Origin of the sequence: Microbacterium sp. B24, assembly GCF_000333415.1 — a bacterium.
Taxonomy (GTDB): domain Bacteria; phylum Actinomycetota; class Actinomycetes; order Actinomycetales; family Microbacteriaceae; genus Microbacterium.
Genome location: NZ_BADB01000168.1, coordinates 1 through 16,477 on the forward strand (window position 1 = coordinate 1; position 16,477 = coordinate 16,477).

Genomic DNA, 16,477 nt, shown 5'->3' on the forward strand with positions numbered 1-16,477 from the left:
AGCTCGGTCCCGGGGATCCTCTAGAGTCCCGAGGTCGAGCGCACCGAGACGCGGCTGGTCGCGCTCCAGCACGAAGCCGTCAGCGGAGGCCAGCGCGCACTCGAACGCGATCTGGAGGTGCGGAGCCTGTCGGCGCGGTTGCGCATCCTTCGCCGGTTCGGCCTCGACGCGTGCATCGGTCGCATGGTCGACGAGGAGGGCATCGTCACCTACATCGGACGCTTCGGCCTCGCGGATGCCGCGGAGGAGCGGCTGCTGATGGACTGGCGGGCCCCGGCATCCGCGCCGTTCTTCGCCGCGACGGCGGCGCATCCGCTCGGGCTCACCAGTCGACGCCGGTATCGGTGGCGCGAGGGGCGCATCGTCGACTACTGGGACGAGGTGTTCGCCGACGACGGCATCGATCACCGCGCAGCCCTCGACGACCAGTCCGCCTTCATCGCCAGTCTCGGCGAGAGCCGGTCGCCGAAGATGCGCGACGTGCTGGCGACGATCCAGTCCGATCAGGACGCCATCATCCGCGCCGATTCCCGGGGCGCGCTCGTCGTCGACGGCGGCCCCGGAACCGGCAAGACCGTCGTGGCGCTGCACCGCGCGGCGTATCTGCTCTACGCCGATCCGCGCGTTCAGGCGGGGCACGGCGGGCTGCTGTTCGTCGGGCCGCATCGCCCGTACGTCGACTACGTCGACGACGTGCTCCCCGGACTCGGCGAGGACGGTGCGCTCGTCTGTGCGGTGAACGACCTCGTCGACGGCGGCGATGTGGGGGAGGAGGACGATCCGGAAGTTCGCCGTCTGCTCGGCGACGGCCGTGTCGTGGACGCCGTCGGAGCTGCCGTGCGTCTCTGGCAGCGCCCGCCGCGGCGACGCACGCCGATCGAGACCGCATGGGGAACCGTCGTGCTGGGCCCCGCGGAGTGGTCGGAGGTGTTCGCCGACGCCGACGGCCTGCCGCACAATGCGCTTCGTGTGCGCGCGTGGGAGCGTCTGCTCGACGTTCTGGAAGACCGTGTCGACGACGAGCTGCGCGACGGCGGAGGAGGCGGCGACGGGTGGGGCGAGGGCTGGGGAGAGGCGTCCCGTTCCTCGCCCCGCTCGGGTGACGACTTCGACGCCTACGGGGCGGGCTGGGACGCGGACGAGTCGACGCGCGAGACGCTCGAGAACGACCAGGAGCTGCAGGCGCTCTTCGACCGGGCCTGGCCGCTGCTGGATCCCGATGCGCTGCTGCGCGGTCTGCTCACGACGGGAGAGATGTTGCGGCACTGCGCGCCGTGGCTGAGCGCTGTCGAGGTCGACGTTCTGATCACGCGCGGTGCTCCGACGCGATGGACCGACGTCGACCTGCCCCTGCTGGACGCTGCGCGCCGTAGCGTGGGCGACCCGCGCAGCGAGGTGCGTGCGCGCCGGGAGCGCCGCGCGGCCGCCGAGGAGCATCGGGTGATGTCGGATGTCGTCAGCGACCTCATCGCCGCCGACGACGGCGACCTGCGCCTCATGTCGATGCTGCGCGGTCAGGACCTGCGCCGCACGCTCGCGCAGCCCACGGCATCCGATCGTGATCCGTTCGCCGGGCCGTTCGCACACCTCGTGATCGATGAGGCGCAGGAGCTCACCGACGCGCAATGGCGGATGCTGCTGCAGCGGTGCCCCTCGCGCAGCCTGACGATCGTCGGGGATCGCGCGCAGGCGAGACGCGGTTTCGCCGAGAGCTGGGACGATCGACTCGCGCGCGTCGGGATCGACCGGTCGCACGTGACGACGCTCACCGTCAACTACCGCACGCCGAGCGAGGTGATGGATGTCGCGGGTCCGGTGATTCGCGCCGCCCTGCCCGACGCCAACGTCCCCGCGTCGATCCGCAGCACGGGAGTTCCGGTGAGCTACGGCTCGCGCCGCGACCTCGACGCGATCGTCGACACCTGGGAACGCGCGAGCGCCGACGGCACAGCGGTGGTGATCGGCGCGCCCGCCTTCGTGCCGCGCCCGCGCGTGGCCGCGCTCGATGCGCAGCGGGTGAAGGGGCTCGAGTTCGACCTGGTCGTGCTCGTCGACCCCGACCGGTTCGGCGATGGCGTCTCGGGCGCCGTCGACCGCTACGTCGCGATGACGCGTGCGACCCAGCGCCTCGTCGTGCTCTCGTGAAGGCGGCCGCCGATGCCGGGCGCGTCAGTGGGAGCGGGTGACCATGAACGCGATCGCCCAGAAGAGGAATGCCACCGCACCGATGACGAAGCCGGCCAGTCCCAACCCCTTGCCCCTCGCACGTCCGCGCATCGCCGCCCGGGCGCCCTGCGCGGAGATGATCGCGCCCACCATGCCGAGGAATCCGAACACGAACAGGCTCACGCAGGAGATCACGAAGCCCCAGATGGCCAGCTGGCTGAAGGGCAGCCGCGGAGCCGGTTCAGGGGCTGACGCCTCGGGGCCGGAGGGGAGGTGAGGCGTGCGCGCGGGTTCATCCATAGGGGTGTTTTCGCACGCGACGTTATGTTCCGGCTGAGCCTCGCAAGCGCAGCGTGAGGAAGAGCGCAGCGCACAGCGTCGTGAGCCCCGCCGCGAGAAGGACGACGGCCGTCCAGCCCGCGCTGGCAAACAGGTGCGTGGATGCCGCTCCCGACACCGTGCTGCCGAGGTAGTAGGTGAGCAGGTAGGCGCTGGAGGCCCGCGAGGTGCTGCGTCCCACCGTCTGAGCGCGGGCGACCACCCAGCCGCTGAGGATCGAGTGCGTTCCGAGGAAGGCCGCCGTGAGCAGACCGAGACCCGCGAACACCGCGATGACGTTCGGCCAGAACACCAGGCCGATCGCGGCGAGCATCGCGATCGCGCCGACCAGCGACGTCATCGCGCGGCTGAGGCGCCTCGAGATCCGGTGGAACAGGCCCGGCGCGAGGATGCCGAGGGGGTAGGCGAAGTAGACGAACACCTCCGCCGCGCCGAGTGAGAACGCGGGCCCGTCCAGCCGGAACGGCACCGCGTTGTACAACCCGACGAAGGTCGCCATCGCGAGCGCGCCCGCGACGCACACGGCGAGGATGACGGGGTGGCGCAGCGACGCGACCGTGCCGCCGAGCAGGTCGCCGATCCGCAGCGGCAGCGGGGCGGCGCCGTCGCGGGGGAGCGCGAACCAGACCAGCACGCCGACGACGACGCTGAGCGCACCGAGCACGATGCTCACGAGCTGCCAGCCGCCGAGGGTCGCGAGGGGCAGCGGCGCGAGCCGGCCCACGGCGCCGCCGAGGGCCGTGCCCGAGATGTACAGCGCGTTGGCGCGCCCGTGCGCGTCGTCGCGGACGGCGTCGCGCAGGTAGGCGAGCGCGACGGCCGGCAGCACCGCCAGCGCGAGACCCCCGCCGGCACGCAACGCGAGGAAGGCCTCCCACGTGGGCGCGAACGCGCACGCGACCGACAGGACGCCGGCTGCCACCAGCGACCCGCTCATCGCGGACACCCGCCCGATGCGGTCGGACAGCGGTGCCGACAGCAGCAGCCCGAGCAGCATGGCCGCGGTCGTCGCCGAGATCGCGAGTCCGCTGACCCCGGCATCCACTCCGAACGACGCCGCGATCGCCGGCAGCAACGGTTGCGGGAAGTAGATGATCGCGAAGTTCGCGAGTCCGCCTGCGGCGAGCAGCCCCACGACGCGTCGATAGGAGGGGGTGCCCGCGGCGATGCGCGCGATCGACCCGGTGGGGGTGCGATCGAGCACGGTGACGGCCATGCGGACCATCGTCGTCCGGTCACGGATGGGCCGGAAATGAAACGGATGCCGCTTGTGATGCGATCGGCGCATAATCGGTGTCATGGACGAGCAGACCCTCCGCATCTTCCTGTCGCTGGCCGAGACGCAGAACACGCGCGACACCGCTGCGGAGCTGCGCATCAACCAGTCGAACGTGTCGCGCGCACTGGCCCGCCTCGAAGACGAGGTCGGCATGGCGCTGTTCTCGCGACACGGCAAGCGGCTCGAGCTGAACGCCAACGGTCTCGCCTTCCGGGCCGATGCGGCCGGCGTCCTCGACGCGGTCGAGTCGGCCCGCCGCCACGCCGAGCTGATCGCCGACGAGGGTCGCCTGCTGCGCGTCGGGTTCTTGCACTCGGTGGCGCGATGGATGGTGCCCGACGTCATCCAGCGCTTCCGCGCGCTGCGCCCCGACGTGCGCGTCTCGTTGCGACAGGGCTTCGCCCGCGACCTCTACGGCTGGCTCGCGCTCGACACGATCGACGTCGCTCTGAGCACGGCACCGCTGGCGACGTCGGCGACCTCGGACGACATCGGCTGGCTTGCGCTCGCCGAGGAGCCGCTGTGCATCGCCGTGCCCACCGGTCACCCGCTCGCGACGGCATCCGGCCCGGTCGACGTGCGCGCGCTGGCGGGGCGCGACTTCATCGGCTTCTCGCGCATCGCGGAGCTGCGGACGGCGGTCACCGGCATCCTGGACGAGGCCGACGTCACCGTGAACGTGACCTTCGAGAGCAGCGAGATCGACACGATGCGCAGCCTCGTCGCGGGTGGCCTCGGCGTCTCGATCCTTCCGCGGACTCCGGGTCGCGATGACCCCGGCGTCGTCTATCTGCCGCTGGAGCCGCAGCGCGTGCGCGCGATCGGCATCGCCTGGAGCACGACCGCCCAGGGCTCTCGCTACGCGAAGGAGCTGGTCACCGCGCTGCGGGAGCGGTGAGGCGGTCCTGCGGCTGGGCGTGGCGGTGCCCGTCTGTGGCGGATAGAGTCGCCGCATGACGCCGGTGCGGAAGATCGTCGTCGTCGTCGGCTTGAGCGCAGCCCTCGCGGTCGGCCTCAGCGGCTGCACGATGAACGAACTCATCTGGGGCGCCGACGGTGCACACGTCATCGACACGACCCAGAAACTGATCGCGGCCGCCGCGGCGGGCGAGGCTGCGGCACTCGTCTGCCCGGGATCGCAACCCGACGTGCGCGATCCGGCGGACTGGGAGGGGCTCACCGCTCAAGAGCCCGAGCGGTTCGTCGCCGCCCACTGGCCCGAGATGGCCCATCATGATCCGACGTGGAGCATCAACCTCTCGCTCCCTGCGTCGGGCGTCGTCGCGGGTGCGCAGTATCCAGGCGATGTCTTCTACCGGGAGGCCGGCGGCGAGCTCTGTCTCGTCGACATCGCCTGGTGGACGGTGCAGTAGGCGCGGCGAGGCACGACAGCCTCGGCATCGACCGGCGGACGGGATGACCGGTCGACGCCGCTGATCCGGACACACGGATGCCGCGGCATCCGCCAGAATCGTGGTGCCCGCGCGGCGCGCACCGGCGAAACCTCCGCTCCACCGCCCTCTCCCGAAGGACGTGACCCGATGACCGACAACTGGCTGCTCGCCCGACCCGAGGTCGACCTCGACGAGGTCCGCGCGCTCGCGCGGCGCGACTACGGCGTCGACGGCGAGCTCACCGAGCTGGGCAGTCAGCAGGACCGCAACGTCCTCGTGCGCGGCGCCGACGGAACGGGCATTCTCGTCAAGATCTTCCACCCGACGGTCGACGCGTTCGCCGTCGACCTGCACATCGCGGCCTCCGATCGCCTGCGCGCCGAGGGACTGCTCACCCCGGAGGTGCTGACGGCGGCATCCGGCGCCCGCACGACGCAGATCGTTTGCGGCGACGGGCAGGTCGCGCGGGTGGCCGGCTTCCAGATCGTCGACGGCGAGCCGCTTTCCGACATCACCGACGCCGACGGCGCCCAGGCCGAGGAGCTGGGCGAGCTGGTCGCCGAGGTCGCCGACGTTCTCGCCGGAATGGATGCCGAGGACACCGACCGCAACCTGCAGTGGGAGCTCGGCAACGCCCTCGCCGTCGTCGAGCAGCTCATCGACGACCTCCCCGACGACCGTCGCGAGCCGTGCCTGGGCGCCGCCCGTCGCGCCGCCGCCGAGCTCGACGCCGTCGCGGCCCACCTTCCGCGCCAGGTGATCCACGGCGACCTCACCGCCGACAACGTCATGCGCGACCGGCGCGGGCGGCACTGGGTGATCGACCTCGGCGATGTCGCGACGTCGTGGCGTGCCGCCGAGCTGGCGATGCTGCTCGCCGACCTCATGGGCCGCACCGACGACCTCGCGATCGTCGGCCGCGCCGTCACGGGCTTCGATCAGCGCGCGCGTCTCGCGGATGCCGAGATCGAGGCGCTCTGGCCGCTGGTCGTGCTCCGCGGCGCCGTGCTCGCCGTCAGCGGCTGGAGCCAGTTGCGCATCGACCCGGGCAACGATTACGCGCGCGAGCGGGTCGAGCACGAGTGGCAGGTCTTCGCGCGGACGGCCCGGGTACCGTCCGCCGAGGTGACGGCGCAGCTGCGCCTGGCCACGGGCCGTCCGCACCGCGCGGGCCTCGCCTACCGTCCCGTCCTGGCGCAGCTGGATGCCGCGGCCGCCGTGGACCTCGGCATCCGCAGCGCGCACCTCGATCGCGGCCGCTGGACGGTTCCCGGGATCGAGCAGGAGCTCGTCCGCGACGCGCTCGCCGCCGCCCCCGTCGCGGTGCTGCGCTACGGCGAGAGCCGACTGAGCCGCGTGTCGACCGACACGACGCGGCCGGCTGCCACCCGCGCGCGGTGCGTCGAGCTGTGGACCCGTCCGGGTGCCGAGGTGGCCGCGCCGTTCGGCGGCATCCTGACGGTCGACACCGATCCCGACGGCGGCGCCGGCGCGGTCGAGGTGCGCGATGCCGGTGTCGTGCTGCGGATCGAGGGGATCGTTCTCGACCCGGCGGTCGCGGATAGCAGGGTGGATGCCGGCGCCCGCCTCGGACGCATCGCCGAGCTCGAACCGGGTCTCGGTCGGCTGCGCGTCACGCGGAGGGTGCGCGACGCCGCGCCCGGCGACGTGTTCGCAGATGCCGAGGGCGAAGCCGAGAGTCCCGGGGCGGCCGATCCCTCGGTGATCGTGGGCACCGACCGCGTACCCGATCCGGTGCGGGCGACGCGCCGTGCTCGGCGGGTGCGCGAGCAGGCCGTGGGCGCCGCCGCCGAGCGCTTCTACGCCGAGCCGCCTCAGATCGAGCGCGGGTGGGGAGCGCTGCTCATCGACACGCAGGGCCGCGCCTACGTCGACCTCGTCAACAACGTGACCGCGATCGGACACGCCCATCCCGAGTTCGCCGACCGCATCTCGCGTCAACTGCACCTGCTGAACACGAACTCGCGCTTCCTCTACGACGCCTTCGCCGAGTTCACCGCGCGGCTCGTCGCGCACAGCCCCGACCCGTCGCTCGACACCGTCATCCCCGTCAACAGCGGGTCGGAGGCCGTGGACCTCGCCCTCACGCTCGCCCGGGTCGCGACCGGCCGGCGCGACGTCATCGCGGTGCGCGAGAGCTACCACGGCTGGACGAGCGCGGCCGACGCCGTGAGCACCTCGGCGTTCGACAACCCGCACGCCGCCGACTCGCGCCCCGACTGGGTGCATCTCGTCGACGCCCCGAACGCCTACCGCGGCCGTCACCGCGGACCGGATGCCGGGGCCGCCTACGCGCGCGAGGTCGCCGACCTCGCGCGCTCCCTGGCCGACGAGGGCCGCCCGGCCGGCGCCTTCATCTGCGAGCCGGTGCTGGGCAACGCCGGTGGCGTCATCCCTCCGGCCGGCTACCTCACGGCGGTGGCCGACGCCGTGCGCGCGCACGGCGGACTGGTCATCGCCGACGAGGTGCAGGTCGGATACGGGCGCCTGGGATCGTCGTTCTGGGGGAGCACGATGCAGGGGCTCGTGCCCGACATCGTGTCGGTGGCGAAGGCCGCCGGCAACGCCTATCCGCTCGGTGCCGTCATCACGCGGCGGGAGATCGTCGACGCGCTCGCCCGCGAGGGCACGTTCTTCTCGTCGGCGGGCGGCGCCCCCGCGAGCGCCGTCGCCGGCTCGGCGATTCTCGACATCATCGACGCGGAAGGGCTGCAGCAGAATGCAGCGCGGGTCGGCGGCATCATCGCCGACGGCGTGCGGGCGCTGATGTCGCGGCATCCGCTCATCGGCGCCGTCCATGGAACGGGTCTGTATCTCGGTATCGAGCTGGTGCGCGACCGCGAGACGCTCGAGCCCGCGCGGGAGGAGGCGGCGCGCGTGTGCGATCTGCTGCTCGGGCACGGGTTCATCGTGCAGGCCGCCTCGGAACGGCAGAACGTGCTGAAGGTCAAGCCGCCGCTCGTGCTGACCGAGGCCGACGCGCGCCGTTTCGTCGCCGCGCTCGACGCCGTGCTGGGCGCTCTCCGCGACTGAGCGCGACCGCGGTATGCCGAAGCGGGCGGCCCCCGCGGATAGGTGCGGCGGGCGGACGGCCCCCGACCAGGGCTCCGCTCGTAGAGTGGAGGAGATGACTTCCTCGCCGCAGTCCCGTCGTCCCCTGTCGTCCCGCCCCCTGGTCCGTCGGGCCCCGGAGGGGCTCGGCATCCCCGAAGCCGCCGTCCTCGCGCTGGCCGAGCGCCTCGCCGCGGAGGGCCTCGACCCGCACGCGCTGCTCGTCGCCCGTCACGGCGAGGTGGCGTTCGAGACCGCGTGGGCGCCGTACCGGCTGGAGCGGCCGGCGCTCGTGTACTCGGCATCTAAGACCTACACGGCACTGGCGATCGGCTTCCTCGCCGACGAGGGGCGGCTGGGCCTCGACGATTCTGCGGGTCTGCACGTGGGTGAGGCGAACCCGCACGGCATCACCGTGCGCCATCTGCTCACGATGAACACCGGCCACTCGGCCGCGCAGATCGAGCGCATCGGCGCCGATCCGCTCGTGCTGCTGCGCGAGGCGCCCGCCTTCACCCCGGGCACGCACTTCGCGTACAGCTCTCCGGCCACGCACCTGCTGTCAGCGATCGTCACCGGCGTCACCGGCCAGCCCCTCACCGCGTACCTGCGCCCGCGACTGCTCGATCCGCTCGGCATCGGCGAGCGATGGATGCAGCCCTACGGCGGCATCGAGCACGGTGCGTCCGGCTTCCACCTGACGGTCGATGACCTCGCGCGCACGGCCATCATGCTGAGCGCCGGCGGGGCGTTCGACGGCGTGCAGGTCGCGCCCGCGTGGTACGTCGAGGAGATGTCGCGCCCCTGGTCCGAGACCGCCGCCTTCGACGGCCCGGCTGCGGCCACCGGCGAGGTCAACGACTGGGCCCTCGGCTACGGCTACCAGGTCTGGCGCGGCCGCCACGGGTTCCGGCTCGACGGCGCCGCGGGGCAGTTCGGTCTCGTCCTCCCCGAGCATGATCTCGTCATCGCCTACCAGGGCGCCACGCTCGACACCCAGGCGACGCTGCGCGCGTTCTGGGCCTTCGTCGCGGCCGTCGAGGTCGCGGACGCGGCCGGTGGGGCGGATGTCGCAGGCGGGGCCGATGCCGCCGGCCGGGCGGATGCCGGTGCGGCAGATGCCGCCGTGTCGGCGCGCCGCGTCGAGCGCGACACCTGGGACGAGCGCGACCGCCTGCTCGCCGCCGACCCGCTCGACGGTGCCGCACTGCACGACCGCGCCGATGGCGACGGCTGGACGCTGGTGTTGCCGGGCGTCGGCTCGGTGCCGGTGGACACGTTCTGGCAGGAGGTGTCCGTGACGGGACCCGCCCTCGAGGATGCCCCCGCCGCCACTCATCTGCGCCTCGCGACGCGTGGGGAACGCCGCGACGACGGCGCCGCGCTCGTGCACCTCGTCGACACGACCTCGCCGCACCGGGTGATCGTGTCGCGCGACGGTGATGGCACCGTCCACGCCGGGTGGCACGTGCCACCGCTCGGCGGCGGGTGGGAGGTGCTGCGCGTGCCGGCATCCGTCGTTCGCATCGAGACGCGGGCCGCCGCGCTGCTGCTGGACATGGACGGCACGCTCGTCGATTCGCACGCCGTCGTCGAGCGCTTGTGGACGCAGTGGTCGCTCGATCACGGCGTCGATCCGGCACGGACGCTCGCGGTGATCCACGGCCGCCAGGGGCAGGACTCGATGGCGCTGCTGCTTCCCGATCGTCCGCACGAGATCAACCTCGCCGAGAACGCCGAGCTGCTCGCCGCCGAGACGGCGCAGACCGACGGTGTCGTGGCGATCCCCGGCGCGGTCGACCTGCTCGCCGCCCTCGACCGCGAGGGCGTGCCGTACGCCCTCGTCACGTCGGCGACGACCGAGCTCGCGGCGGCGCGCATGCGTGCCGCCGGGTTGCCGATGCCGCCGGTCGTCATCGCCGCGGGTGATGTCTCGCGCAGCAAGCCCGATCCCGAGGGGTTTCTCGCGGGGGCCGCGGCGCTCGGGGTGGATGCCGCACGATGCATCGTGGTCGAGGACTCCGCCAACGGCATCGCCGCCGGGCTCGCCGCGGGCATGCGCGTGATCGGGGTCGGCCCGCACGCCGCCGCGGGGCCGACGTGGACGGTCGTCGATGCCCGCGGCATCCACGTCACCCGCGATGGCGCGGGGGCACCGATGATCGCGCTCGACTGACGGGTCGCGATCTGCGGCATCCTGCGGGCTGAGGTGCCCGATCGCGCTACCCACTCGCCCGACAGTTCACCATTGACATCATCGCGCCCTCGGGTCTACGGTCGTGCCTAACAGACGATAAACGTCCGTTAATAAATGCGACAGTCAGACCGTCGAAGAGGATGGGATCAAGACATGACGTCATCGGTAGTCGAGCCGGTCGAGGAGCACGCGCCCGCCGCCGACGAGCGGGTGCCGCTCGGCGCGTGGGAGTGGGCTCGCCGCGAGCCCGGCCGGATCGCGCTCGAGGATGAGCGCGGCCGCACCACGACCTTCGGCGAACTCGGCGCACGCGTCAACCAGCTGTCGCGCGCGCTCCGGAAGATCGGCGTGACCGAGGGCGGCGTCGCAGCGGCCCTCGTCCACAACGAGCGGGAGTACTTCGAGCTCATCCTCGCGACCGGCCAGATCGGCGCCTACGCGCTCGTTATCAACTGGCACCTCACACCCGAGGAGATCATCTACATCCTCCGTGACAGCGGCGCGGCGGTGCTGTTCGCGGATGCCGAGCTCGGTGCTGCTCTCCTCGATGTCGACGACCAGCTCCCCGCCCACCGCTACTCGATCGGCGAGCAGCTCGTCGGTTGGGGGGACTACGCCGCGTTCGGCGCCGACGAGAGCACCGAGGCGCCCGAGAACCGTCGCAACGGCGCGGTGATGGGCTACACGTCCGGCACCACGGGGCGCCCGAAGGGCGTGCGACGGGTTCTGCCCGATGTGAGCCCCGAGGAAGGGCTCGCGTTCAACGGCATCCTGCTCTCCGCCTTCGGCCTCAACCGGCGCGACGGCAAGCATCTCCTCTGCTCTCCCGCCTATCACGCGGCGCCCAGCGGGTTCGCCCTCGCAGCCCTGCACTTCGGTCAGACCGTTCTCATCCACGAGCGCTTCGTCGCCGACGCGGTGCTCGATGCGTTCGAGAGCGGCGTCACCAACTCGCACATGGTGCCGACGCACTTCCACCGCCTGCTCCAGTTGCCCGCGGAGCGCCGCGCGTCGGCCGACCTGTCGGGACTGCACCGCATCGTCCACGCGGGAGCGCCCTGCCCACCCGAGATCAAGAAGGCGATGCTCGACTGGTTCGGTCCGATCGTGTGGGAGTACCTCGGCGCGACCGAGGGGCTGGTCAGCATCGCGAGCCCGGAGACGTGGCAGGAACGCCCCGGCACGGTGGGACGGCCCTTTGCGCCGGACGCCGTGGCGATCAAGCGTGAGGACGGTACGGATGCCGCGCCCGGCGAAGAAGGCATGATCTACTTCCGGGCGACCCTGCCGTTCGAGTACCACAACGACCCGGAGAAGACGGCGGCGAGTCGACTGGGCGACCTCGTCACGGTCGGCGATCTCGGGATGATGGACCACGACGGCTACGTGTACCTCCTCGACCGCCGAAGCGACCTCATCGTGAGCGGTGGCGTCAACATCTACCCGGCCGAGGTCGAGGCCGCGCTCCTGATGCACCCGTCCGTGCAGGACGTCGGCGTCATCGGTGTCCGCGACGAGGAGTGGGGCAAGCGTGTCGTCGCCGTCGTCCAGGTCATCGAGGGCGTCGAGCCCGATGAGGCGCTGCGGGAAGAACTCGACGAACACGCTCGCCGGCACCTTCCGTCGTACAAGCGTCCGCGGCGCTATGAGTTCCTCGACGACTTCCCGCGCACCGACGCGGGCAAGGTCAAGCGCCGCGAACTGCGCGACATCTACGACCCGGATCGCCCGCCGACCACGGTCGTCGTCGGCATCCGATGACTCAGAGAGAAGAGGAAACAATGGGAGTTCTGGACGGAAAAGTCGCGGTCATCACGGGCGGCGGGCGCGGCATCGGTGCCGCGGTCACACGAGCCTTCGCGCGGGAGGGCGCCGCGGTCGTGGTCAACGATCTCGGCACCAGTCCCGATGGTGTGGGCGGTGACGCCGGTCCCGCGCACGACATCGTGGCCGAGATCCTGCAGAACGGCGGCCGGGCGGTCGCCGACGGAGGCGATATCGCCGACACCGCCACGGGCGAGCGCCTCGTGTCGACGGCGGTCGAGACGTTCGGCAAGCTCGACATCGTCGTGAACGTCGCCGGCATCCTGCGCGATCGCATGATCTTCAACCTCTCCGAGGAGGATTGGGATGCCGTCATCCGCGTGCACCTGCGCGGTCACTACAGCACGGTGCGCCCGGCCGCGGCGTACTTCCGGGAACAGCGCAATCCCGACGCGGACTACCGGATCATCAACTTCACATCGGTGTCGGGTCTGCAAGGCTCTCCCGGTCAGCCCAACTACGCGGCCGCCAAGATGGGCATCGTCGGACTGACCTACTCGCTCGCACAGGGGCTTGCGCGGTACGGGGTGACGGCGAACGCCATCGCACCCGGAGCGGCGACGCGCCTCACCGCCACCGTGCCCGACGAGAAGTCTCTCGGCGACATGGCGACGAACGCCGACATGTCGCCCGAGAACATCGCCCCTCTCGCGGTGTATCTGGCCAGCGACCGGTCGCGGTGGCTCAGCGGGCGTGTGCTCTCGGCGCAGGGCCGGTCGGTCGGTCTCTACTCCAATCCGGAAGAGATCGCGACGGTGTCCAACGCCACCCCGTGGTCGTTCGACGAGCTCGGCGCGGCGCTCGAAAGCGACGTCCGCCCGCTCGCCGACGGACTGCCGAAGAGCATCTTCGCCGCCCAGCTCACATCGTGACCGGCATCCCCGGCGGCCACGTCGTCCTCACTCAGGTCGAGGACGGCGTGGCGACCGTGACCCTCAACCGGCCGCAGGTCATCAACGCCCTGAGCGCGGAGATGGTGCGGATCATCACCGACGCCCTCCTCGCGTGGATGCGGGATCCCCGCGTGGCGTGCGTCGTGCTGCGTGGACGGGGGCGCGGGTTCTGCGCCGGGGGCGATCTGCAGGCGGGTGACGTCGATGCGGACGACTTCCTCCGCACGGAGTACGCCCTGGACGCGCTCATCGCGGAGTACCCCAAGCCCGTCATCGCTCTCATGCACGGCCTCGTGCTCGGCGGCGGGGTGGGCCTTTCCGGACACGCCGCCGTGCGGGTCGTGACCGACAGCACGCGACTCGGGATGCCGGAGACGCGCATCGGCCTCTGCCCCGATGCCGGCGGATCGCGTCTGCTCGGGAGGGCACCGGGCGCAGTCGGGGTGATGAAGGCGATGGCCTCGGCCACGATGTCGGCATCCGAGGCGATCGCGTTCGGGTTCGCCGACGTCTTCGTCGCCGACCTCGACGCCCTCCTCGTCGCGCTCGGTGCGGGGGTGCGCGAGGGTCGCGACCCATGGACGGTCATCCGTGACAGCGGGCTGGTGCGCGAACCGGATCCGGTCTCCTCGCCGCCGTGGGTGGAGGACGTCTGCGGTGGCGGTGACGCCGTGGAGATCGTCCGCCGGATGGAGGCCGGTACGCCGGATGCTCAGGAGCTGGCCGCGCGCATCCGCGAGATGTCCCCCTTCGCCGTCGCCGTCACCGTGCCGTTGGTCCGCCGCGCCGCGACCCTCACACTGCGGGAGACGCTGCAGCGGGAGTACGCGGTCCTGAGCGGGCTCTCCGCGCGCGCCGACACGGCCGAAGGCATCCGCGCGCGACTGGTCGACCGCGATGTTCCGCGCTGGCTGCCGGCGCGCCTGGAGGACGTCGTGCCCGCCGAGGTCGATGCCCTCCTCGACAGCTCCCGTCGCCCCTTGGACTTTCACACGATCACCCCGCCGAAGGAGACCGCACGATGACCCTGAACCTCGATGCCGTAGGCACGCAGACCGACGGCGGCTTCGCCGAATGGACGAGCACCGATGCGATCCTCTACGCGCTCGGCGTCGGTGCCGGAGCCGCCGATCCACGACGGGAGCTCGAGTACACGACCGAGAACTCGGCGGGCGTCGCGCAGCGGGTACTGCCCACGTTCGCCGTGGTGCTGGGCGGTGGGGGCGGGACCGACCTGGGCGACTTCTCGATGACCCAGGTGCTGCACGCGGAGCAGAGCGTCACCCTCCATGCCGACCTTGCCCCGGAGGGGCGGCTGCGCCGCACGAATCGCGTCATCGAGATGCTCGACAAGGGTGACGATGCGCTGATCGTGGTCGGCGCATCCTTTACCGACCCGGAGACGGGCGCGGCGGTCGCGGAGACCACGTCGACGATCTTCGTGCGCGGAGAGGGCGGCTTCGGCGGACCGCGCGGCGCGTCGACAGCATGGTCGGTGCCCGAGCGGGAGCCGGATGCCGTGGTGCTCCTGCGCACGCGCCCCGATCAAGCGCTCCTGTACCGCCTCAGCGGTGACCGCAATCCCCTGCACTCCGACCCGGCGTTCGCGGCGAAGGCCGGGTTCTCCACGCCGATCCTCCACGGTCTGTGCGGATACGGCTTCACGGGTCGGGCGCTGCTGAGCCTCGTCGACGACGACCCGTCCCGATTCGGCTCCATGAGTGCCCGCTTCGCCGCTCCGGTGCTGCCGGGCGCGGAGCTCGAGGTGCAGATGTGGCGGACGGATGCCGCCGCGCACAGCTTCCAGGTGCTCGTCGACGGTCGTGCCGTGCTGAGCCGCGGAGTCTTCACGGAGCGTGCACGATGAGCTTCCTCGAACCCGAGCCGACGCCGGCCACCGCGCCGTTCTGGGAGGGCGTGCGGGAGGGTGTGCTGCGTCTGCAGCGCGGTCGAACGACGGGGCGGTGCTTCTTCTACCCCCGACCGCACAGCCCCTTCGACCCCGACGAGGAGGTCGAGTGGTTCGACGCCAGCGGACGTGCGACCCTCGTGTCGTACATCATCAATCACCGCCCGCTGCCCGACGTCGACGTGCTCTCGCCGATCATCGCGCTCGTCCGCCTGGAGGAGGGTCCCACGCTCATGACCAACATCGTCGACGTCGAGCCCGATCCCGCCCACCTGGCGCTCGACATGCCGCTCCAGGTGGTCTTCCGCGCGGCCGGGGACGCCGTCCTGCCGGTCTTCACCCCTGCCTTCACGCCGACCACGTCCGGTGCTTCCGCCGGGGAGGTGCGCGCATGAGCGGCATCCACCGCGGCGCCGTCGCCATCGTCGGCGCCGCCGAGACCGACGAGCTCGGCAGCCTCCCCGGGATGTCCATGCTCGACCTGCACGCCAACGCGGCGCTCAACGCGCTGCGCGACGCGGGCCTGACCGTCGCCGACGTCGACGGCATCATCACGGCGGGCCCGATGGCGATGGAGGTGTCCGACTATCTCGGCATCGTCCCCCGATATCTCGACGGCACGATGGTCGGCGGCGGCAGCTTCATGCTCCACGTGCGCCACGCCGCTGCTGCGATCGCGAGCGGAGCCGCCGATGTCGTGCTCATCACCCACGGCGAGTCGGGGCGTTCTCGCGTCGGGATGCCGCCCTGGAATCGCACGTCGTCATCGCTTCCCGGCCAGTTCGAGATGCCGTATGGCGCCCTGGCGCCGTACTCGACGTTCACCCTCCCCGCGCTGCGCTTCCTGCACGACCGCGGAATGGATATCCGCGATCTCGCCGAGCCGGTCGTCGCGCAGCGGGAATGGGCGCAGCGCAACCCGCGGGCCTTGAAGAAAGAGCCCATCACGGTCGAGGAGGTCATGGCGGCATCCCCGGTCGCCTACCCCTTCACGAAGGACATGTGCTGCGTCGTGACCGACGGCGGTGGCGCTCTCGTCGTCGTGTCCGCGGAGCGCGCCGCGGATCTGCCCTCGGCCTCGCGCGCGGTGTACCTGCAGGGCTCGGGCGAATCGGCGGAGTCACCCCTGATCTCGCAGATGGACGGCGTCTCCTCGTTCCGCGGCCTATGAGTGCGCCGAGTACGGCGAGCAGTGCGGTGGCGCACATCAGCATCGCGCCCCAGATCGCGGTGCGCTGGGCCGCTCGTTCCGGTGCATCGCGGAAGGTGACGAGCAGGTAGCTCTGGAGTGCAAGCATCGGGACGACCAGAGGAGCGCGCGTGAGAGTGGTCACGAGGATGACCGCCGCCAGATCCGTCTCGCCCAACCCTCGAGAAGTGAGTCCCAGCAGCAACGGCAGACCG

General features: G+C 71.6%; 12 protein-coding genes and 1 pseudogene. 11 read left to right on the forward strand and 2 right to left on the reverse strand.

Translation table 11 applies throughout. From position 1 onward, the window contains the following. Positions 1–45: 45 nt before the first annotated feature. Positions 46–2,145: pseudogene (gene helR / locus I5I_RS04235) on the forward strand (RNA polymerase recycling motor ATPase HelR); the annotation flags it as partial. A 24-nt stretch (positions 2,146–2,169) separates the two neighbouring features. On the opposite strand, the gene I5I_RS04240 reads toward helR, so the two are convergent. After that, positions 2,170–2,466 carry a hypothetical protein gene (locus tag I5I_RS04240; protein WP_051039466.1) on the reverse strand — a complete coding sequence of 99 codons (297 nt, stop codon included), beginning with the start codon at positions 2,464–2,466 and terminating at the stop codon, positions 2,170–2,172. Positions 2,467–2,488: 22 nt separating this feature from the next. Continuing rightward, positions 2,489–3,721 (reverse strand): MFS transporter, encoded by a 1,233-nt coding sequence (locus I5I_RS04245; protein WP_239640014.1) that lies wholly within the window; start codon positions 3,719–3,721, stop codon positions 2,489–2,491. An 82-nt stretch (positions 3,722–3,803) separates the two neighbouring features. Here I5I_RS04245 and I5I_RS04250 point away from each other — a divergent pair, with 82 nt between their 5' ends. From I5I_RS04250 to I5I_RS04300, 10 genes are all read left to right on the forward strand, one after another. Next, positions 3,804–4,682: a LysR family transcriptional regulator gene (locus I5I_RS04250; RefSeq protein WP_036316778.1), complete on the forward strand. Its 879-nt coding sequence runs from the start codon at positions 3,804–3,806 to the stop codon at positions 4,680–4,682. Between the two features lie 55 nt (positions 4,683–4,737). Beyond that, entirely contained in the window at positions 4,738–5,157 is a 420-nt protein-coding gene (locus I5I_RS04255; RefSeq protein ID WP_036316781.1) for a hypothetical protein, read from the forward strand. A gap of 168 nt (positions 5,158–5,325) precedes the next feature. Then, complete coding sequence (locus I5I_RS04260; RefSeq protein WP_036316783.1) at positions 5,326–8,232, forward strand: aminotransferase class III-fold pyridoxal phosphate-dependent enzyme; 2,907 nt, start codon at positions 5,326–5,328, stop codon at positions 8,230–8,232. Between the two features lie 94 nt (positions 8,233–8,326). Beyond that, on the forward strand, positions 8,327–10,426 hold the full coding sequence (locus I5I_RS16265; protein ID WP_083867931.1) for an HAD-IA family hydrolase: 2,100 nt from the start codon (positions 8,327–8,329) through the stop codon (positions 10,424–10,426). Positions 10,427–10,600: 174 nt separating this feature from the next. Then, on the forward strand, positions 10,601–12,208 hold the full coding sequence (locus tag I5I_RS04275; protein ID WP_051039467.1) for an AMP-binding protein: 1,608 nt from the start codon (positions 10,601–10,603) through the stop codon (positions 12,206–12,208). A gap of 20 nt (positions 12,209–12,228) precedes the next feature. Then, complete coding sequence (locus tag I5I_RS04280) at positions 12,229–13,143, forward strand: SDR family NAD(P)-dependent oxidoreductase (RefSeq protein ID WP_036316785.1); 915 nt, start codon at positions 12,229–12,231, stop codon at positions 13,141–13,143. Continuing rightward, positions 13,140–14,189, forward strand: a complete 1,050-nt coding sequence (locus tag I5I_RS04285) for an enoyl-CoA hydratase/isomerase family protein (RefSeq protein WP_051039468.1) — start codon at positions 13,140–13,142, stop codon at positions 14,187–14,189. Before I5I_RS04280 ends, I5I_RS04285 begins: the two co-directional genes overlap by 4 nt. Next, on the forward strand, positions 14,186–15,031 hold the full coding sequence (locus tag I5I_RS04290; RefSeq protein ID WP_036316788.1) for a MaoC family dehydratase: 846 nt from the start codon (positions 14,186–14,188) through the stop codon (positions 15,029–15,031). The genes I5I_RS04285 and I5I_RS04290 overlap by 4 nt, the downstream gene beginning before the upstream one ends. Then, positions 15,028–15,468, forward strand: coding sequence for a Zn-ribbon domain-containing OB-fold protein (locus I5I_RS04295; protein WP_051039469.1), 441 nt, complete (start codon positions 15,028–15,030; stop codon positions 15,466–15,468). Before I5I_RS04290 ends, I5I_RS04295 begins: the two co-directional genes overlap by 4 nt. Further along, positions 15,465–16,244, forward strand: coding sequence for a hypothetical protein (locus tag I5I_RS04300; RefSeq protein ID WP_187289908.1), 780 nt, complete (start codon positions 15,465–15,467; stop codon positions 16,242–16,244). The genes I5I_RS04295 and I5I_RS04300 overlap by 4 nt, the downstream gene beginning before the upstream one ends. Positions 16,245–16,477: the final 233 nt, after the last annotated feature.